The organism is Spirochaeta isovalerica (genome assembly GCF_014207565.1).
Classification (GTDB): domain Bacteria; phylum Spirochaetota; class Spirochaetia; order DSM-2461; family DSM-2461; genus Spirochaeta_F; species Spirochaeta_F isovalerica.
In genome coordinates this window covers 15,812-34,153 of the sequence record NZ_JACHGJ010000007.1, presented here as the reverse complement: position 1 = coordinate 34,153, position 18,342 = coordinate 15,812, and the positions used below count along the sequence as shown (strand labels likewise).

Here is an 18,342-nt window from a genome sequence, read left to right as displayed (position 1 = left end):
GTTATCTCCCTGTAAATCTAAAGCTCCGAACAGGTAATTCTGTTCCGGCCTTTGGATTTGGAGATATACATATTTCTGTCGGCCTGACCTATGATAGCTTCGGTTTCGACAGAATGAGTGTCCGAAAGTCTGGCGCTGCAGAGTCCGATGCTGACGGTCAGTTTTATCTGTTCCCCCCGCCACACAACTTTTTCGTTTTCAATGGCATGGCGGATTTTTTCAGTCATTTCCTCCGCTTCGTCTATGGGCATATCCTGAAGTATGACAAGAAATTCCTCACCGCCGTAACGTCCGTAAATGTCGGAACTGCGCTGGAGGATCGATTTGTACAGCTGTCCGAGAATCTTCAGGCATTCATCACCTGCAGCATGGCCGAATGAGTCGTTTATGTTTTTGAAGTAATCTAGATCAATGAGCAAAATGTGGAGATAATTTCCGGCTCTGCGGCAGAGGTTCCAGCTTTTCTCCAGTTTCTTCTGGAGGTGGCGCCTGTTGTATATGCCTGTCAGATCGTCGTATTTATTCAGCTTTTCCAGTTCCCTGTTCTTCTCCCGGCTGATTTCCGTCTGCCTGGCGTTGCTCAGGGCTATGGACGCATAGGATGTGAGCATTTCCAGGATTTCATAATCTTCTCTGTTAAAGGCTCCTGTTTTCTCTCTGTATATGGAAATCAGACCTTTTTCGTTTCCCGAGTCAAAAGGCAGACAGAGAACGGATGACATATCCGGCAGGGGCACAATTGTTTCCATAACGGGGAAATAGGGGATATAGTCTTCCGAAATTTCATTGAATATAAGCCCTGTTCTGTGTATGGCTACCCATGTTTCGGGATTGCGGGGTTGGATCACGGGAAGAATCGAGCTGCTGATTTTTTCTCCCCGGCTGTTGTAACAATCCAGAGGCAGAAGTTCCTCTCCGCTCATGTAAAGCCCGATAACGAAACAATCCACTTCAAAAATGGATTGGACAGAATGAAAAAGAGTTTTGATAACCTGATCCCTGTCCAGCAGAGCTGTGAGCAGACGTCCCATCTCGCTGATTTTCCGTATGCGGCGGTTCATTTCCCGGAATGATTCGGTCTCCATTTCCCATATCTTCTCGTCGGTTTCCGATGATTTTATCTTTCCCGAAAGCATATGGTAATTCTTGTAATGGATCAGGGCCGACCGGTAGTTCTCCTTGATTTCGTTCAGTCCCGACAGGTAGAGATAAAGATCGCGGTTCTGAATGGAATTGGCGTAATTGATGAGATCTCTTGCCTCATTGAGGACTTGTTCCGCCTTGTCGTATTCTTCCTTTTTTATATAGAGGTCTCCCAGCTTTATTTTGATGCTGAGCTTGAATCGCTTGTGGTAATCGGTACATTTTTCCAGAGCCAGATTGAGGATTTCTATGCCCTTTTCTGAATTCCCCATTTTGCCGTATGTCAGACCGATTTCTTCCAGTATGGGTATCTGGATATCGTTGGATCCGTTTTTCTCCGTTTCTCCAAGGGCTTTGTTCAGATGTTCCAGCGCCTGATCGAATTTCCCCAGGGCTCTGTATGTGCAGCCGAGGTTGTTGAGAATGGAACTCTGCTTTTCCCTCGTTATGAGTTTCAGGGCTTTTTTAAAAAAACGGAGGGCCTGGCTGTAATTTTCCATCTGGAACTGGAGTATCCCCAGAAGATTGACAGCGCGGTATTCCATGTCCTTGAAGTTGTTTTCCCGGGCCAGACCAAGCGCCTTCTGAAGGTAATTGAACGATTCTCTGACCCGGCTCTGTCTTATGCAGATCAGCCCTTTTCCGTTGAGAGCGGCGCATATGCCGGATAAATCGCTGTTCAAGTCGATGAAGATGTGGTAAGCCTGATCTATCTTTCCTGCCGATTGGTCGAGATTTCCCTGTTCCATTTCCAGAAGACCGGAAATGAGGAGGGACCAGGCTATACCCACGGTGTAGTTCGTGCCGTCCAGCAGCTCTCTGGCTTCCTCCAGCATGGCATGGGCGCTGGCTATGTCCGTATAGATTCTGGAATAGGCTTCCCGGTTCAGCTCGTCTATTTTCCTGTGTACAGCCTTCATACGCTCCAAGTATAACACTTCTTTAATTAGTATTATATTAAAAAATCAATCACCGAAAACCGAGTAGTCAAGCGCGGGATGAATTCCCGGCCGGGTTAGAGAGAAATCAAAGCGGACAGGGTCTGCGGAATCGTATTTCCGCAATGTCGAGGTAATATCCAGAGCGGTTTTCATGCCGCCGTCCTTCCGTTCTGTCAATTTGAGAAGAGAGGCTACTTTTAGCATATGGGTATCGAGGGGGATAATAAGCTTCGAGGTCGATACGCCCGTCCAACCTCCGGGATCGATTGAGTCCTTGCGGATCATCCAGCGCATATATAACATCAATCTTTTGCAGGCACTGTTTCTCGATGGATCAGCGAGCATTTTCAGCCTCTTCTCCCGGTTCAGTTCTTTGATAAAGACGTTCAGCGCCGGAAGAACCGTCTCATCCTTTTCTTTATATCCCCGGAGAAAAAGGCCGTTAAGCGATCCTTGGTCCTCTATAGCATGTTTTATGGAAATAAGGAGATCGGCCAAGTCCTCCCCGCTGTAAAAGCGGTAGCGGAAATCACGAAAGCGGTACCGAATATCATCCTCCTTCCATTCGAAAAGATCAGAACGGGGGGAGGGGAGTTCCTGCAGGATCTGTTTTATGGATTTTAAAATGGAATTGACCCGGCCCAGAGCCAGAGAAGAGGATATCAACCCAATAATTTCCCTGTCTCCCGGATCGGGATATCTGTATAGGACCTGAAGGGGGTCCGGCTCTACCAACTCTCTTTTATGGTATTCACCGTATATCCGGTTCAGTGTCAGTTCAACTGTCTTTCGGCGGCGCATTTTTCGCAGTAGCCGTAATATTCCAGTGTATTGCCCAGAACAATCCGGTTGGTCCCGTCTATGGAGCTGATATCCGGTAAATCAATCGCGAAATCCTCCGGGAGATCTTCTACGGATGAACAGTTGACACAACGGAAATGGGCGTGATCCGTCGGCGTGGGGTCAAACCGCTTCTGCCCGCCACCGAGCTCCAGCTTGAGAATCACTCCGGCCTGTGACATTTTTTCGAGATTACGGTACACTGTTCCCAGACTGATTCTGGGCAGTCTCTCCCGTACCTCGCTGTATAGCTGATCGGCGGTGGGATGATCTTTATGAGTCTGCAGTACTTCGAGGATAACACTTTTCTGTTCCGTATTCCTCATGGGGCCTCCATTATTGATAACTATTACTAGTATATTTTCTTTTCTCTCTACGGTCAATCGTTACAAAAAAACTTGATAAAATCCTTCCGATTACCGATGTTCATAGAGATGAAACGTCTCTTTTTTGCGACAGTCTTACTCTGTCTGACAATAACCGGTGCTTTTTCGGAAGTCCTATTCTCCCATATTAACATGAACAGTGAAAACCTGTTTCTTTTTTCAGCAGCTGAATTCTTCCCGGGATACGGCGATTTTCAGACACTTTTTACCGGTTCGGCCGATGACGGGGACTTTTATCCCCTCACTTTCTTTCCCGAGAAAAGCTGGTTCAACAGAGAGACGGAGAAACTGTATGTGCAGAACCGCTTCGGGCTTTACGTGAGCCGTCCCGGATTTAAGGGAATGACGCCTGTAGCCTCTTTTCCCTCTTTTGCCGATGGCGAATATATTAAAGACGGAAAGATCCCCCCGGTCGTTCTCTCTCCCGACGGAACGAAAATCCTCTATGTGAAAGTCCTCTCCCGGGTCAGCGCCGGCCTGTATCTCTTCGACATCCAGTCGGGAGAGCACTTCAATCTCGAAACGACAATCGATCTCCAGTATGAAGGCGAATACGCCTTATGGTCTCCCGATTCGCAGATGTTCATTTATTCCCGCGAAGAGAAGCTCTATTATTTTTCCCTTGAGCAGTTCGAGGAGAACCGGGTTCTCAACGAGCCTTTGAGAGTGGTCGGAGAGGGCAAGCTGAACAGCATCAGCTGGAATGAAGAGGAAGAGAGTTCCATACTCTATTTTATTAACAAAGGAATTGTCTACAGACTGAACAGTTCGGATATTTTCACCCGGTCTCTCTACAGCGGCGAGTTCAATATGAGCTCCGTTACGGGACGGGTTCCCTTCGACTTCGACAGCCGTTCCGACAGCTTTACCATTTCACCCGACGGGATGAGGGGACTGGTTATCCGCAAAGGCGGTGACCTGATTCTCTACGATATGAATAAAACCGACTACAGGGCCGACGGCAAAAGAGTCCGCTCTCTTCCCTATCTTCAGTTGCCCCGGAGCATGAAAGTCAAGCAGATCCTCTGGGCGGAAAGCGGAAAGCTGGCTATTCTGGCATCCAACCGCAACAGCGGCGAAAGCATGGTATTCACCCATGATCCGAAGGGCGATTCCCCTCTGGAATTTGTTCAGACCGTGGACAGGGGAATCGTCGCCATGTCTCTTTCTCCCCTGGAAGACCGTATCGTTCTGGCCGGTGAGGAAGGGGTAACCCTCAGAACCTTTACAAGCTGGAGCGTTCTGGCATACCGGGTCCACAGCAGTCCGGTCAATCTTTTCTGGGTAGATAATTATTCGGTACTGGTAGCGGGAGCCCGCAATTCGCTTGTTTACAACTTCCGGGATGATACGTCATATCTCAGTTTTTTCTCCCAGTTCGACAGTACGGGATTTACTAAAGACGGCCGCATCGTACTGAGACAGGACGATGTGAAATATCTCTATAACGAGTACGACGGCACATGGACTTCGACCGGCCGATATACGACTGTTGTCGATCCTGTTACGTTCACAGAGGATTTCCGGATCTACAGCGAGACAGCGCCGTCCTCGCTTTACAGCAACCGGATTATGATTAAAGAGGCCGGATCTCTACAGTCTAGACCTCTGTTTGAAGCCCCCACTGCCGTTTACGATCCTTTTCCGGAGAAAGAGGAAGCATCGGACGGTATCGTTTTCAGCCATGGATCGCGGGTCAGAGCCCGGGAAGTGGCGCTGGTTTTCAATCTGACCAATTCGGTTGAAGGTTTACCGGAGGTTCTCAACGTTCTGTCCGATTACCGCATCCGCTCTACTTTTTTTGTCAATGGCGAGTTTATCCGCCGGCATCCCGATGCTGTTGTGGAGCTGGAGAAATCCGGCCATGAAGTGGGCTCCATGTTCTACGCCGATTTCGACATGACCGATTCGCGGTTCAATATCGACGAAGATTATATCCGCCAGGGACTTTCCTACAACGAGGAAGAGTATTTTTCCGCCACGGGCAGAGAGCTGGAACCATTCTGGCACGCTCCGTATTATTTCGAAAATTCCACTATTATAAATGCCTCGGCCAAACAGAGCTATATATACGTAGGCCGGGACTTCGATACTCTCGACTGGATCCCGAAGGACGGCGGCGGTGTGCTCGGGAATCTCTACCTGCGCGGTTCGGACATTATTGAAAGAATCATGAAATTCAAAAAGCCGGGATCTATCATTCCCGTAACAATAGGCAAGGAAGCCTACCGGGATGATTATCTTTTTGATAAACTGGATCTCCTGATAGAGGCTCTGACGGCCTCGGGATATGAGCTGGTAACTGTTTCGGATTTGATCGGGAATTCGAGATAATTTCCTGATTAATGCACTATATTTTTAGTAAAGAGCCGGGTTATAGTAACCGATAAATGAAATAGCCTTATTGAGGTTGAGGGGGGAACGCTTTCCTATGAGTTTAAACAGACTTAATGCTTACAAACAGACAAGTGTTAAAACAGCAAGCCAGGGAAGACTGATCGTAATGCTTTATGATGAAGCCATAAAGCAGATGGATCTTGCTGTAAAAGAAATGAGCGCGGAGAAGAAGAAATTCGACACTATCCACAATGCCATTTCCAAAACCCAGGATGTCATAACAGAACTGATGGCCTCTCTCGATTTTGAAAAAGGGGGAGAGATAGCTCAGAATCTTTTCAATCTCTATATGTATTTCAACCGCCAGCTTGTCGAGGCGAATATCCAGAAAGACATTGAACCTATCAAAGAAGTCAGAAAATTTATGGGTGAGCTCCGCGAAGCATGGGCCGCCATTGAAAACACACAGGTCAACTCCAATCCCGGCGCCAACCCCGGTGTCAATATAGCGGGATGAGCGGTTATACAAAAGCCGAAGAATACACTAACACACTAGTAAAACGCCTCCGGTCTCTATACGGTGAATACATCGCGGAACTGGAGATCATAATCAGGGGGCTCGGCGATTCCACAGTCGAAGTCCTTGAAACTTTTCTGTCTATAGAGCAACATAGATTTCAGCAGATCAGTTCCGTCGAGAAGGTTCTGAACACCCATTTGCAGGGCTGTTCGCCTTCCTTTCAGTCCGGTGCGTCGGAGGTCCTCCGATCGCTCAGAATGGATGCATTGATGAAAAGCCGGGAGCTCCGCTCCTCTCTTAAAATCAGAATGGCACGGATTAAAACTGAGCTGAGCTCTATACGCGTTCCGGGAAGAGCGAAAAACTATAGACAGGAATCAGTGCCGGTGCTGATAGATATTGAGAGATGAAGAAACCCCTATATGTACTGGATGCTTTCGCGATAATATTCCGTTCCTATTATGCATTTATCAACAATCCTCTCAGAGGAACCGACGATAAAAACGTATCAGCCGTTTACGGTTTTTTTTCCACTTTATACAAGATTTTCAGCACCTATAAGCCCGAATATTTTGCGGTCCTTCTCGAATCGAGAACCCCGACCTTCCGCCATGAAATGTATGAGGAGTACAAGGCCAACAGGGCCAGGGCTCCTGAAGAGCTGATCGAACAGGTTCCTGTCATTCTTGAAATCCTCAAAGCCCTTAAAATCCCCATGGTACAGGCCGATGGCTACGAAGCGGACGACCTGATGGGAACCTATGCCCGTCTCTGCGAAGAGGAAGGCCGGGATTGCCGTATCATTTCCGGCGATAAAGATATACTTCAGCTGGTCAGCGAGAGGGTGCACGTCCTCAAACCGGAAAAAGGCGGACTCTATACGGATATGGGTCCGGAAAAAGTCCTGAACACCTGGGGGCTTCGGGCCGATCAGATCATCGATTATCTTTCTCTTGTGGGCGATGCGGCCGACAATATTCCCGGGGTTAAAGGGATCGGCGCCAAAGGGGCTGTGAAGCTTCTCAACGAGTTCGACACGCTGGAAGGGCTTTACGAGAATATCGATACCATAACGGCCAAGGCTCAGAAGCAGAATCTGATCGACGGAAAGGAAAACGCCTTTTTCAGCCGCCAACTGGTCATAATCAAACAGGACTGTCCCTGTGAAGAAGATATAGAAAAACTGGCTGCGGGAGAACCGGATTATGGTGCCGCCGTGCCGATCCTGCAGCGCATAGGTCTGAAAAGGCTGGCAGAAGAGAGCGCCGCGAAAGCCGGGGAAGAAGTCGTTGTTCCCGAAGAGAAGAGCGCTGCAAAAGCGGGAAATTACTGCGGCGTCGTCAGCGCAGAACACCTGGATAAATGGATTGAAAGGGCAAAAGAAGCGGGCATTTTCGCCTTTGACTGCGAAACCGACAGTCTCGATTCCGTATCAGCCAATCCCGTGGGCTTCTCCCTCTCCGTCCAGTCGGAAGAGGCCTGTTACATCCCGGTCAGAGCTCCCGAACTTGATTGTATACCCGAAGATGTTATCCGGGAGAAACTGAAGGTGATTCTGGAAGATGAAAATATCAAAATCATCGGTCAGAACTTTAAATACGATATGAAAGTCCTCAAACAATGGGGAATATATCCGCAGGGTTTCTTTTTCGATACGATGATTGCTGCCTGGATGATCGATAGCTCCACGCCTTCGAATATGGACTATCTGGCGGAACAGTATCTCGGGTATAAAACAGTTCACTTCGCCGATATTGTGGAGAAGGGGAAAACTTTCGATACAGTCCCCATTCAGAAAGCCGCCCATTACGCGGCGGAAGATGCGGATATAACGTTCCGTCTCTATGAAATACTCAGCGTGAAACTGAAAGAGCTGGGTATGGAAAAAATCTTTTCCCAAGTGGATATGCCTTTTGTCGATATCCTCTCGAATATGGAGCTGGCGGGGATCCACATAGATGACGGCGAGCTGGCCGAATACAGCGTCGAACTGGAAGAGAAGCTCGAGGCTCTGGAAAAGGAGATTTATTATCTCTGCGGCCGGGAGTTCAACATTAAATCGACCAAACAACTCCAGGAAGTCCTTTTCGAGGAGAGAAAGCTCACTCCCATCAAAAAGACGAAAACCGGCTATTCCACTGATACGGCCGTTCTTCAGGAGCTGGCCAAAGAGGATCCCGTTCCGGAGAAGATTCTCGCCCACAGAGGCCTGGCCAAGCTTAAATCGACCTACGTCGATGCTCTTCCCAGATATATCAATGAAGACACGGGGAAAATCCATACGCATTTCATTCAGACCGGAACGGAAACGGGGCGCATTTCCAGCAAGGATCCGAACCTTCAGAATATACCTGTTCGCGATGAAAACGGCCGTAGAATCCGTGCGGCCTTTAAAGCCTCTCCCGGACATGTTTTCGTCTCCGCCGACTATTCGCAGATCGAGCTCGTCGTTCTGGCTCATCTGTCGGGAGACAAAGCCCTGACGGAAGCTTTTATCTCAGGAGAGGATGTTCACGGCCGCACGGCCGCTCTTATTTTTCATGTGGAACCGGAAGCGGTAACGAAAGAACAGAGACGGATCGCCAAGGTCATCAACTTCGGGGTTATGTACGGCATGTCGGCTTTTCGCCTTTCCAATGAACTGTCCATACCCAGAGGCGAAGCTTCCTCTTTTATCAAATCCTATTTCGAACAGTACAGCGGCATAAAGGACTTTATCGACAAGACCATTGAAAAAGCCGAGGAAACGGAATTGGCCGAAACCCTTTTCGGGCGAATCCGCCATATCCGGATGATCAACAGCCGCAATAAGATGGAGAAAAAAGCCGCCGAGCGTATCGCCGTCAACTCCCGCATTCAGGGAACAGCCGCGGATATCGTGAAAATGGGAATGATCCGTCTGGCCGGAGAACTGAAAAAACGGCAGCTCAAGTCTAAAATCCTCCTGCAGGTTCACGATGAGTGCATTCTCGAAGTTCCCGATGGAGAAGTGGAAATAATAAAACCGCTTATGAAAGAGGCTCTTGAAGGAGCGGCGGAATTATCAGTGCCCCTGCGGGTGAGTGTCGAAAGCGCGACCAGCTGGGGCGAGATTCACTGATCCATGATTCTCGGTCTGGCGGGTAAGGCCTGCAGCGGTAAGAATTCGGCGTCGCGTTTTCTTGAGGAACGGGGATTTCTCTCACTCGACGTGGACAAGCTGGGACATGAGGCTCTGGAGCTGAGAAGAGATGCGGTAATTGAGAGCTTCGGAAATCAGGTCGCCAACGATGACGGCACGGTGAACCGGAAGGCTCTGGGGGAAATCGTCTTTGGTGACAGAAAAAGGATGAAAGAGCTGGAATCGATTACCCATCCCGCTGTTTTTGAAATGGTTCAGAGTTTTCTGGAAGAGAATAAAGGCCGAAACCTCGTTATCAATGCGGCAATTCTGGGACCCGCCGGTCTGGATCGTCTCTGCGACGCGGTTCTCTGGGTCGAAGCCCCACTCATTCACCGGATAATCAGAGCATTTAAACGGGATAAAAATAAAATCTCACATATATTTTCAAGAATTCGTCTCCAGCGGCATCTAACGGTTCAACATTTTTTTTCAGGTGTCGATATTTATATGGTAAGGAACCGGGGAAGTCTTTCGGACCTGAAAAAACAGGTTGACATGTTCCTCTCCGACTATGAGAATTTCTAGAGGGTATGATATTGGACGAAAAAGATGAAAATATGACTAAACGGGAAAATCCGGACCAGTCCAGAATCTTATGGGTTGTTCTCTCTGCGTTAACTGTCATTGCGATAGTTATAGCTGCCGGATTGTTTTTCTTTTTCCCCTCTGAAGAGGGCGCATCCGGTCAGCCCAGGCTCAGTTCTCTGAGCAGTGAAACCCCGGGCCGGGATTTTGATCCCGTGGAATTTGTCCGCAATGCCGACGGCTATCCCGAAATGGTAGCTCCCGCGGAAACAGAAAATGAATTCTCAATGGGTGAAGAATCCGCCCCTGAAGCCGCTGTCGCGCCGGAGGAAACAACTTCTGAACCTGAAGAACTCGCGTCTGAAGCCACCGATGGAACAGCAGAGGAAGATGTTCCCAATGTCATAGAAAAGACTCCCGCCAAACCGGCTGAGACGGTAAAGCCTGCCCAGGCGGCTCCTGTCGCCAAAGCGCCGGAAACCAGAAAGATCAGCGTAACGGTTTATTGGATCCAAGTAGGATCCTATACGGATCTGACTAAAGCGGAAGAGGTCAGAACCTATCTGCTGGGCCGTGATGTCTCGAGTGAAATCCAGACCAGGTCAGTTGACGGTACGACTTATTACCGGGTTAGAATCGGCGCCTTCCAATCCAAAGGGGAAGCCGATAAATTCCTCGATCCCATAAAAGATATGAAGAACTTTGAAGACAGCTATGTTGTTCAGACCACAATGATCCGCGAAGTTCCTGTAAATAATTAAGTGTTCTATTGGTTTTCGATACCCGCAGTTGTCAGCTGCGGGTATTTTTTTGCAGAGCCGCGGTAATGAAGTTATCGCAGTAGCTCACGGCCTCTTCCACCAGGTCAAAATTCTCACCGCTGCTGATGCACCAGTCGAGGAAATTCCCTCTCATGGTCCGGTTGAACCACCTCGCCATCTGTTCCGCCGGGAGATCGGTCCGGAATTCACCGTTTTCCTGACCTTCCGCGATGATATCGGTAATCAGGGCGAACCAGAAGCGCGATTCGTCGATGATGATTTTATTGTCTCCGTAGGTTGACGTCTGGTTGGCATAGAGAATTTTTAGCATATCCACGCCCACCTTGTCGCGGATGAAGCGGGTCTGGGCGCGGGTGAACGACGTCAGCTTCTCGCTTGCTGTCGCGCAGCGCTTCAGGTTCCGGGAGTATTTGCGGTAATAGGCATCGATATCCCAGAACTCTTCCACTATGATATCGCTCTTAGTGGCGAAGTACGTATAGAACGAACCTTTGGCTGTTCCGGCTCTCTGGGCGATTTCCTCTACCGTAACGGCATCGAATCCCTTCTCCTTGAAGAGAGACATAGCGCTTTCCAGCAGTTTCCTTTTTGTTTCCATAGCCCGGGCTTTCCGTTTTCCCGGCTTTTTTGATTGTAATTCTTCCGTGTCAGCCATTAGAGGTCTGATTATATCAGAGATGATAAGGGGGAACAAGAAGAGGGAAAAGGATGCCCCTCCGGCTGCCATGAGCCGGCGGGGCATCCGAAAAAAGAAGGTCCTGAATTGATCAGTTGAAAATTTTACCGGGATTCATGATGTTGTTGGGATCCCAGGCTTTTTTGATCCCTTTCATAAGCTCCAGTTCCACAGGGTCGATCAGCTGCTCAAGATAGTCCCGTCGTTTGATGCCGATTCCGTGTTCGCCTGATATCTTCCCTCCCAGCTTCTGAGTCACCGAATAGAGGTCCCTCAGGGCTTCCGGCTCGGCTTTATGCCATTCTTCCATGGACATTTCGGGATCTTTGACCAGAGTCGCATGGAGGTTGCCGTCTCCGGCATGGCCGTAGCAGGGGATCTTCATGGAGTACTTTTCGCTGATCCTGTCCAGCTCCGGAATGATATCGGGAATGGCCGCTGTGGGAACGACTATATCCTCGAGGCTCTGTATCGGGCTGTAGACCTTGAAGGCCTCGGCTATATTTCTCCGGACGTTCCAGATCCTCTCGACGGCGTTGCGGTCTTCGGCGATATACACTTCCTGGGCGGCGTTTTCCATACAGAGGTCGCCTATGGCGATCATGTCGGACTCCACCTGTTCGGCGCTGCTGCCGTCCACTTCGATGACCAGCATGGCTCCGCAGTTTTCATAGGGTAGTGTTTCGTTCAGGTACTGGCAGGAAGTCTGTACGGACAGCTTGTCCATAAACTCGATGCTGGTCGGTACTATCCCGTTGGAGATGATGACGGGTACCGAATCTATGGCCTGTCTCGCCGTTTCGTAGAGCACCAGAAGAACGGCGCTGGCCGTGGGGAGCCCCGATAGCTTGACGATCGCCTTCGTGACGATTCCCAGAGTCCCCTCGGAACCGATCAGCAGCTGCTTGAGGTCGTACCCCGAAACATCCTTGGCCAGTTTCCCGCCGAGGCTGACGATGTCCCCCTTCGGCGTGACCACTTCCATGCCCTGGATATAACGGCCTGTCACCCCGTACTTGACGGCTTTGCCTCCTCCGGCGTTCTCGGCGATATTTCCCCCGAGATAACAGGTCTGGACCGACATGGGATAGCCGGCGTAAAAGAGGTTCTTTTCCTTTACCATGGAGATGATGTCGTTGGTGACGACACCTGTTTCGGCGGTGACAACCATGTTGTCGAAATCCACCTCCAGGATCTTGTTCATTTTCTCCACGGAGAGAAGAATCCCCCCGAATATGGGAATGGCTCCTCCCGAAAGCCCCGAGCCGGCGCCGCGGGGCGTTACGGGAATCACTTCCCTGTTGGCTAGCTTGACGACCGCGGCAGTCTGTTCAGCCGTTTCCGGCGTCACAACGACTTCCGGCATATGGCCGTATTCCTCTTCATTCGTTTCATCATGGGAATAAGCTTCGATCTTTTCCTCATCGACAAGGACGTTTTTATCTCCCAGAATTTCTTTCAGTTCCCTGATTATCGCTGGTGTGACTGGTGCGTAACCCATCATTTTCCTCCTTCCAGGCGTTTCTGCAGTTCTGGAAGAACGTTGAACAGATCGCCTACGATAGCGAAATCGGCGATTTTATGTAGCGGCGCCTCGGGATCGTTATTAATGGACACAATGATTTCGCTTGTCTTGATTCCCGCCAGATGCTGAATCGAACCGGAAATCCCCGCTCCGATATACAATTTGGGAGAGACTGTTTTTCCCGAAAGACCGATCTGATGGGAATAGCCGATCCAGCCGCGGTCCACCGCATCTCTTGTGGCGCCGACCATGCCTTCGAGGCTGTCGCTCAGGCGGCGGAGCATCTTGAAGTTCTCCGCTTTTTTCATGCCCTTTCCGCCGGCAATGATGATGTCGGCTTCTTCTATGTTCTCGAAATCCCCGGCGTCTTTCCGGTAGCCCAGAAATTCTACCCGCCCGTCGAGCCATTCCTCTTTAAAAGGCACATTGATGATTTTGCCATCCCTGTCTGCATCGGGTTCCGGCGGCCTGGTCGATTTGGGGCGGACCGTCGCCATCTGGGGGCGGTGGTTCGGCGTTTTAATGGTCGCCAGAATGTTGCCGCCGATGGCCGGTCTGGTCTGGAGCAGGTTTCCCGTCGTCTCTTCAATGTCCAGTTCCGTGCAGTCGGCGGTGAGTCCGGTTTTCACTTTGACCGCCACGTAGGGCATAAGCGTGCGGCCCGAAGAGGTCGCCGCGGCAAGTATCGTATGGGGCTGATAGGTCTTGATCAGCTCGACCATGATATTCGAGTAGGTTTCGCAGGAGAAACTGGCCAGACGGGGATCTTCCACGTAGTACACTTCATCGGCGCCCGACTGAATCAGTTCTCTGAGCGCTTCAGCGGAAACTCCGTTTCCGATCAGAAGCGATGCCAGTTTCGTATCGAGAGAGTCGGCCAGCTTTCTCCCTCTGGTCAGCAATTCAAAGGACACCTGCTTCAGATGTCCGTTGGCCTGTTCGGCCAGTGTCCATATATAACTCATTGTTTCTCCTTTATTCACACCACTTCACGCTGACGGAGGAAATCCATCAGCCTGTCGACAGCTTCGGTGACCGAGGCATCGTCCATGGCCTCCACAACAGTTCCGCCTCTTGTCACTTTAGGGGTTTCGATTTTTACGACTTTTGTCGGCGAGCCTTTCAGACCGAGGTTGGTGCTCTCAAGCGTGAGGTTTTCCGTACTGAGGGTCCGGATCTCTGTCTGCATCGCTTTTTTCTTGCCGCGCAGCGTGGGAAGGCGGGGAGAGGCGATCTCTTTGACCACGGTTATGAGAGCGGGCAGAGGAAGCCTCAGCCTTTCGTATCCCTCCTCCACCAGGCGTTCGACTATGAGGCACTTTTCACTTTCCACTTCAATGTCGGATATATAGGTTGCCAGCGGCAGAATCATCCAGGCGGCGATGCCCGGCCCCACCTGGGCTGTGTCTCCATCTGTGGCCCGTTCCCCCGCAATAATCAGATCGACATTTCCCAGGGCCTTGATCGCTTCGGAGAGGGTGTAGCTGGTGGCCCAGGTATCGGCTCCGCCGAATTTCCTGTCCGAAACGAGAACGCCGTCGTCACAGCCCATCGATATGGCCATGTCGAGAACTTTGCGGGCTTTGGGCGGACCCATGGTGACAGCCGTAACGGTCGCTCCGTGGCTGTCCTTCAGGGAGAGCGCGGCTTCGAGGGCATAGAGATCCAGAGGATTGACAACCGATTCCACACCGGAGCGGACCATTGTCCCCGTTTCGGGATCCATTTTGACATTACTGGTTTCGGGAACCTGTTTGATTGGTACGATAATATTCATATTTCTTCCTTAAAAAAGTGCGGGAACAAAGATTCCCATCGCCAGCAGCGCAACGAGGCTGACAACCAGCGAGTAGATCAACGCCGGCACGATATTGGTTCTGATAATTTTTCCTTCTCTTCCGGTCAGACCGACCGTGGTGCTGGCGGCTACGACATTGTGGACGCAAATCATGTTGCCCGCCGCTCCCCCGATGACCTGAAGCCCGAGAATAATCGTCCGGGACAGTTCCGCCTGTGTGGCGACTTCGTACTGAAATCCCGAAAAGAGGATATTGGAGACGGTGTTCGATCCGGTCATGAAAGCGCCGAGTATGCCGACCAGAGGGGCCATGAAGACCCAGACGGGGCTGAGCAGGGCTGCCGCGGCGGTGGACAGGGTTTTCAGCATATCCATGCTTCCCGAAGCGTTGTTTCCGGAAAACCGCATGATATTGACCATGGCCACGGCGAATACAAGGGCGATCGTGGCGGGAACCAGCTGTTTCAGCGATTTCGACCAGGTCGCTTTGACGGCATCGCCTTTCATCCTGTAGAGGAAGATGGTTATCAGAGAGACGAGAACGAAGGGAACCGTTCCGGGAAGGTAGAGCAGCTGAAGGCTGTAACTCAGATTGGTCCCGATCATGTTTTTCCAGGCGATGGTAACGGCGGGAGCCGTGATGAGCTGTTTTATGCCCAGGGCGGGTATGCGGGTTATAACGAGGATTCCCGCTACCAGGATATAGGGCAGCCAGGCCATGAAGCCATTGATTTCTACCGTGGAACTCTCCTGCTCCGGCTCGACTGATCCGATCCAGTCTTCCGACCAGGCTGAGCGATCGGCAAAATCCCAGGTCTTTTTAGGCATGAGGAAACCTTTCTTAGCTGCCGTTATAGTAATCCCGATAGCGATAAGAGCTCCCAGAACGGAGGGAAGTTCCGGTCCGATAAAGACGGCCAGAAGGGTGTAGGGGATGGTGAAACTCAAACCGGCGAAAATGGCGAAAGGAGCCACTTCAAAGGCGTCGCGTATGCTTTTATTCGGTCCGAAGAGCTTTGTGAGAATCATGACGATGAGAAGGGGCATAAGAGTCCCCATGACGAAGTGGGGAATGGCCGACCAGATTCCGATCTGCTGAATGAACGTATCCCAGGACCATCCGTACTGTCCGATTGTCTCTCTGATAGCGGGAGAATCGAGCACCTTGGCTACGCCTCCGATGATGGGCGTGCCCACGGCTCCGAAACTGACGGCTGTCGAGTCTCCGACCAGAGCCAGAACGACAGCTGCGAGCGGGGGGAAGCCCAGGCTAACGAGAAGTGGTCCCGCCAGAGCCGCCGGAGTACCGAATCCAGCGGCGCCTTCGATAAAGGAGACAAAAAGGAACGCGATAATGATCGCCTGTATTCTTCTGTCGGGACTGATGCCGTGAAAAGTTTTGTTTATCGATTTAATGGCGCCTGAGTTTTTCAGAGTGTTCATAAGCAGAATGGCTCCGAAAACGATAATCAGAATGTTGAAGGCACTCAGGGCTCCGGACACAGAGGCTCCGGCGATCCAGTGAACCGGCATTTTCCATACAAGCGCCGCCAGCATCAGAGCGGTAACCCAGGCCAGAGGCATGACTTTTTTGGCCGGCCAGTTTAAGCCGACCATGAGGACGATCGTGAGAAGAATAGGGATAGAGGCTAGTAATGCGTACATAATTGCTCCTTAAATATTCCGAAATTAATATATACTACGCCCTGATTTTTCAAGTTGTCAATGTTTTTATTGACCGCGGTCAATGACTGAGGTCGATGACTGCGGTCATGGTGTTTGTTCGTGAGTTCCCTCTGTTCCAAAAAGATATACCGTGCTAAAGTTGTACCGGGAGACAATATGAGCGAAATGAAACTGGCTGTAGGAACCTATACCATGTGCGCCGGCCATGTGCCCGATGCGAGAGGGAAAGGTGTGGAAATCTTATCATTTGATGAAGTTACCGGGTCCTTTTCCGAACTGTATACAATGGGGGAAATGAAAAATCCCACCTACCTGAGCTGGAACGGAAACACCTCGTCTCTCTACGCCATTGAAGAGGATCCGGAAAACGTCGGAATGATTCGACAGTTCATCAGAGAAAAAGACGGTTCATTCGGCAAAGGAATTTCCCTGAGAGGTCAATGCGGCGCTCTCTGTCATATTTCTGTAAATCATTCAGGGGATAGCCTTTACGCGTCATCCTATCAGAACGGTTCCATCTGCGGATTTCATTTGAATCGGGATTCCGAACCAGAGGAATGGGGTCGGATTTCCTATGAGGGGAAAGGTCCGGATCCGCTCAGACAGGAGGCTCCCCATGCCCATCAGATTCTGCTCGATCCGGAAGAAACCCGGGCGTATATCTGCGATCTGGGGACCGACAGGGTTCATATCCACAGCCTCGAAAGAGGACTGAAAGGGGAAGACGGGTGTCTTGAACTGCCGGCGGGATACGGTCCAAGGCATATGGTTTTTGATCCTTCGGGAGCCTATGCCTTTATTCTCTGTGAGCTGAAAGCCCAATTGATTCTCGCCCGGCGGAACAGAAAAGACGGTACGCTGAAAATCGTAGAAGATATTGCTTTGCCGGCAGAATCGTTTTCAGGCACGCCGGCACCGGCAGCCATTAAAATGCATCCCTCGGGACACACTCTGGCCCTTTCGAACCGTTTTATCGACCGGATTGAAGTCTATGGACTGGTGCGGGAGGAAGATCGGTTGACTTTGCAATGGATCGACGGTTTTTCCTCGGAAGGGAAAACTCCCCGGGATATAACGTTCAGCCCCTCCGGAGACTGGCTGTTCATCGCCAACCAGGATTCCCATAACATTGCGGCAAAACGGTTTGACGGGAAGACCGGCATACCGGAATCCTCCCGTCCCGTATCTTATGAAACAGGGTCGCCTGTCTGTATCGTTCCTCTTCTGTAATATGCCGTTGACCGCTCCGTGCCCAAAGGCCGATTCCTCCATCCATCCCCATATGGCCTTCTGCGGCCCGGCAGTTGAAAAGATATAAAATGGCCGTCTCCACCCATTCCATTTCCCTGTTGATCTGTGAATAATTATAGAATGAAATTAATAGATCTGACACACACTCTCAGCGAGGATATGCCTGTTTATCCCGGTACGGAAAAGCCGGTTTTTCTCAAAGGCAATACCATAGAGGAAGACGGCTTCGCCGAAAAGAAAATCACCATGTTCTCCCATACGGGAACCCATATGGATGCTCCGGCACACTTAATGGCGGGGCGTCCTTCTCTGGATGATTTTCCGATTGATAAGTTTTCCGGCCGTGCCTGTCTCTTCGATTTTTCCGGGCAGGATAGCAAAACTATCGATATAGCCGATCTGACGGTGATCGAGCCGGTTCTGGAGCACTGCGATTTTCTGCTTATCCGCACCGGATGGGACCGTTTCTGGGGAACAGAGCAGTATTTCAGCGACTTTCCCGTATTGACAGAACAGGCGGCTCTCTGGCTCAGTAAAGTACCGCTCAAGGGGATCGGTATAGATGCCATATCCGTCGATCCGGTGGAAACGACCGATTTCACTGTTCATAGAAAGCTGCTGAACAAAAACTTCGTCATTATTGAAAACCTGACCAATCTGGACAGACTTCCGGAATATGGGTTCTCATTTTCCGCTTATCCCCTGAAAATCCAGTCGGCTGACGGTTCCCCGGTCAGAGCTGTAGCAGCAGTTGAAGAAAAGGGGTGAT

General features: G+C 50.5%; 16 protein-coding genes. 8 read left to right on the top strand and 8 right to left on the bottom strand.

Annotation, left to right across the window (positions count from 1 at the left end):
- Positions 1-17: 17 nt before the first annotated feature.
- From HNR50_RS16115 to HNR50_RS16105, 3 genes are read right to left on the bottom strand one after another with little or no spacing between them, the layout of a single operon-like run.
- Complete coding sequence (locus tag HNR50_RS16115) at positions 18-2,063, bottom strand: tetratricopeptide repeat-containing diguanylate cyclase (RefSeq protein ID WP_184747819.1); 2,046 nt, start codon at positions 2,061-2,063, stop codon at positions 18-20.
- A 45-nt stretch (positions 2,064-2,108) separates the two neighbouring features.
- Entirely contained in the window at positions 2,109-2,885 is a 777-nt protein-coding gene (locus HNR50_RS16110; RefSeq protein WP_184747818.1) for a TIGR02757 family protein, read from the bottom strand.
- Positions 2,858-3,250 carry a Fur family transcriptional regulator gene (locus tag HNR50_RS16105; RefSeq protein WP_184747817.1) on the bottom strand — a complete coding sequence of 131 codons (393 nt, stop codon included), beginning with the start codon at positions 3,248-3,250 and terminating at the stop codon, positions 2,858-2,860. The genes HNR50_RS16110 and HNR50_RS16105 overlap by 28 nt, the downstream gene beginning before the upstream one ends.
- A 108-nt stretch (positions 3,251-3,358) precedes the next feature.
- On the opposite strand from HNR50_RS16105, the gene HNR50_RS16100 reads away from it, so the two are divergent.
- The 6 genes from HNR50_RS16100 (at position 3,359) to HNR50_RS16075 (ending at position 10,616) form a co-directional block, all read left to right on the top strand.
- A complete protein-coding gene (locus HNR50_RS16100) occupies positions 3,359-5,644 on the top strand; it encodes a polysaccharide deacetylase family protein (RefSeq protein ID WP_184747816.1) in 2,286 nt (761 codons plus the stop codon).
- Between the two features lie 97 nt (positions 5,645-5,741).
- Entirely contained in the window at positions 5,742-6,164 is a 423-nt protein-coding gene (fliS, locus tag HNR50_RS16095; protein WP_184747815.1) for a flagellar export chaperone FliS, read from the top strand.
- Positions 6,161-6,577, top strand: a complete 417-nt coding sequence (locus HNR50_RS16090) for a hypothetical protein (protein WP_184747814.1) — start codon at positions 6,161-6,163, stop codon at positions 6,575-6,577. Before fliS ends, HNR50_RS16090 begins: the two co-directional genes overlap by 4 nt.
- Positions 6,574-9,267: a DNA polymerase I gene (gene polA / locus HNR50_RS16085; RefSeq protein ID WP_184747813.1), complete on the top strand. Its 2,694-nt coding sequence runs from the start codon at positions 6,574-6,576 to the stop codon at positions 9,265-9,267. Before HNR50_RS16090 ends, polA begins: the two co-directional genes overlap by 4 nt.
- A 3-nt stretch (positions 9,268-9,270) precedes the next feature.
- The gene (gene coaE / locus HNR50_RS16080; protein ID WP_184747812.1) at positions 9,271-9,855 is read left to right on the top strand and encodes a dephospho-CoA kinase; all 585 of its coding nucleotides are present in this window, start codon (positions 9,271-9,273) and stop codon (positions 9,853-9,855) included.
- A gap of 32 nt (positions 9,856-9,887) precedes the next feature.
- Positions 9,888-10,616: an SPOR domain-containing protein gene (locus tag HNR50_RS16075; RefSeq protein ID WP_184747811.1), complete on the top strand. Its 729-nt coding sequence runs from the start codon at positions 9,888-9,890 to the stop codon at positions 10,614-10,616.
- Between the two features lie 31 nt (positions 10,617-10,647).
- On the opposite strand, the gene HNR50_RS16070 is transcribed toward HNR50_RS16075, so the two are convergent.
- From HNR50_RS16070 to HNR50_RS16050, 5 genes are all read right to left on the bottom strand, one after another.
- Entirely contained in the window at positions 10,648-11,292 is a 645-nt protein-coding gene (locus tag HNR50_RS16070) for a TetR/AcrR family transcriptional regulator (RefSeq protein ID WP_184747810.1), read from the bottom strand.
- Positions 11,293-11,404: 112 nt separating this feature from the next.
- Complete coding sequence (locus tag HNR50_RS16065; protein WP_184747809.1) at positions 11,405-12,814, bottom strand: FAD-binding oxidoreductase; 1,410 nt, start codon at positions 12,812-12,814, stop codon at positions 11,405-11,407.
- Complete coding sequence (locus HNR50_RS16060) at positions 12,814-13,803, bottom strand: electron transfer flavoprotein subunit alpha/FixB family protein (RefSeq protein ID WP_184747808.1); 990 nt, start codon at positions 13,801-13,803, stop codon at positions 12,814-12,816. Before HNR50_RS16060 ends, HNR50_RS16065 begins: the two co-directional genes overlap by 1 nt.
- 14 nt (positions 13,804-13,817) lie before the next feature.
- Complete coding sequence (locus HNR50_RS16055; protein ID WP_184747807.1) at positions 13,818-14,615, bottom strand: electron transfer flavoprotein subunit beta/FixA family protein; 798 nt, start codon at positions 14,613-14,615, stop codon at positions 13,818-13,820.
- A 9-nt stretch (positions 14,616-14,624) separates the two neighbouring features.
- A complete protein-coding gene (locus HNR50_RS16050) occupies positions 14,625-16,301 on the bottom strand; it encodes an L-lactate permease (RefSeq protein WP_221439910.1) in 1,677 nt (558 codons plus the stop codon).
- Positions 16,302-16,478: 177 nt separating this feature from the next.
- Between HNR50_RS16050 and HNR50_RS16045 the strand changes: the two genes are divergently transcribed.
- Both HNR50_RS16045 and HNR50_RS16040 read left to right on the top strand, forming a co-directional pair.
- Positions 16,479-17,552, top strand: a complete 1,074-nt coding sequence (locus HNR50_RS16045) for a lactonase family protein (RefSeq protein WP_184747806.1) — start codon at positions 16,479-16,481, stop codon at positions 17,550-17,552.
- 141 nt (positions 17,553-17,693) lie between these two features.
- Complete coding sequence (locus HNR50_RS16040) at positions 17,694-18,341, top strand: cyclase family protein (protein WP_184747805.1); 648 nt, start codon at positions 17,694-17,696, stop codon at positions 18,339-18,341.
- Position 18,342 lies beyond the last annotated feature (1 nt).

What these genes read in the sequence shown, in the direction of transcription:
- HNR50_RS16115 (WP_184747819.1), bottom strand. Translation starts at nt 2,063, where the DNA reads ATGAAGGCTGTACACAGGAAAATAGACGAGCTGAACCGGGAAGCCTAT.
- HNR50_RS16110 (WP_184747818.1), bottom strand. Translation starts at nt 2,885, where the DNA reads ATGCGCCGCCGAAAGACAGTTGAACTGACACTGAACCGGATATACGGT.
- HNR50_RS16105 (WP_184747817.1), bottom strand. Translation starts at nt 3,250, where the DNA reads ATGAGGAATACGGAACAGAAAAGTGTTATCCTCGAAGTACTGCAGACT.
- HNR50_RS16100 (WP_184747816.1), top strand. Translation starts at nt 3,359, where the DNA reads ATGAAACGTCTCTTTTTTGCGACAGTCTTACTCTGTCTGACAATAACC.
- fliS (WP_184747815.1), top strand. Translation starts at nt 5,742, where the DNA reads ATGAGTTTAAACAGACTTAATGCTTACAAACAGACAAGTGTTAAAACA.
- HNR50_RS16090 (WP_184747814.1), top strand. Translation starts at nt 6,161, where the DNA reads ATGAGCGGTTATACAAAAGCCGAAGAATACACTAACACACTAGTAAAA.
- polA (WP_184747813.1), top strand. Translation starts at nt 6,574, where the DNA reads ATGAAGAAACCCCTATATGTACTGGATGCTTTCGCGATAATATTCCGT.
- coaE (WP_184747812.1), top strand. Translation starts at nt 9,271, where the DNA reads ATGATTCTCGGTCTGGCGGGTAAGGCCTGCAGCGGTAAGAATTCGGCG.
- HNR50_RS16075 (WP_184747811.1), top strand. Translation starts at nt 9,888, where the DNA reads ATGACTAAACGGGAAAATCCGGACCAGTCCAGAATCTTATGGGTTGTT.
- HNR50_RS16070 (WP_184747810.1), bottom strand. Translation starts at nt 11,292, where the DNA reads ATGGCTGACACGGAAGAATTACAATCAAAAAAGCCGGGAAAACGGAAA.
- HNR50_RS16065 (WP_184747809.1), bottom strand. Translation starts at nt 12,814, where the DNA reads ATGGGTTACGCACCAGTCACACCAGCGATAATCAGGGAACTGAAAGAA.
- HNR50_RS16060 (WP_184747808.1), bottom strand. Translation starts at nt 13,803, where the DNA reads ATGAGTTATATATGGACACTGGCCGAACAGGCCAACGGACATCTGAAG.
- HNR50_RS16055 (WP_184747807.1), bottom strand. Translation starts at nt 14,615, where the DNA reads ATGAATATTATCGTACCAATCAAACAGGTTCCCGAAACCAGTAATGTC.
- HNR50_RS16050 (WP_221439910.1), bottom strand. Translation starts at nt 16,301, where the DNA reads ATGTACGCATTACTAGCCTCTATCCCTATTCTTCTCACGATCGTCCTC.
- HNR50_RS16045 (WP_184747806.1), top strand. Translation starts at nt 16,479, where the DNA reads ATGAGCGAAATGAAACTGGCTGTAGGAACCTATACCATGTGCGCCGGC.
- HNR50_RS16040 (WP_184747805.1), top strand. Translation starts at nt 17,694, where the DNA reads ATGAAATTAATAGATCTGACACACACTCTCAGCGAGGATATGCCTGTT.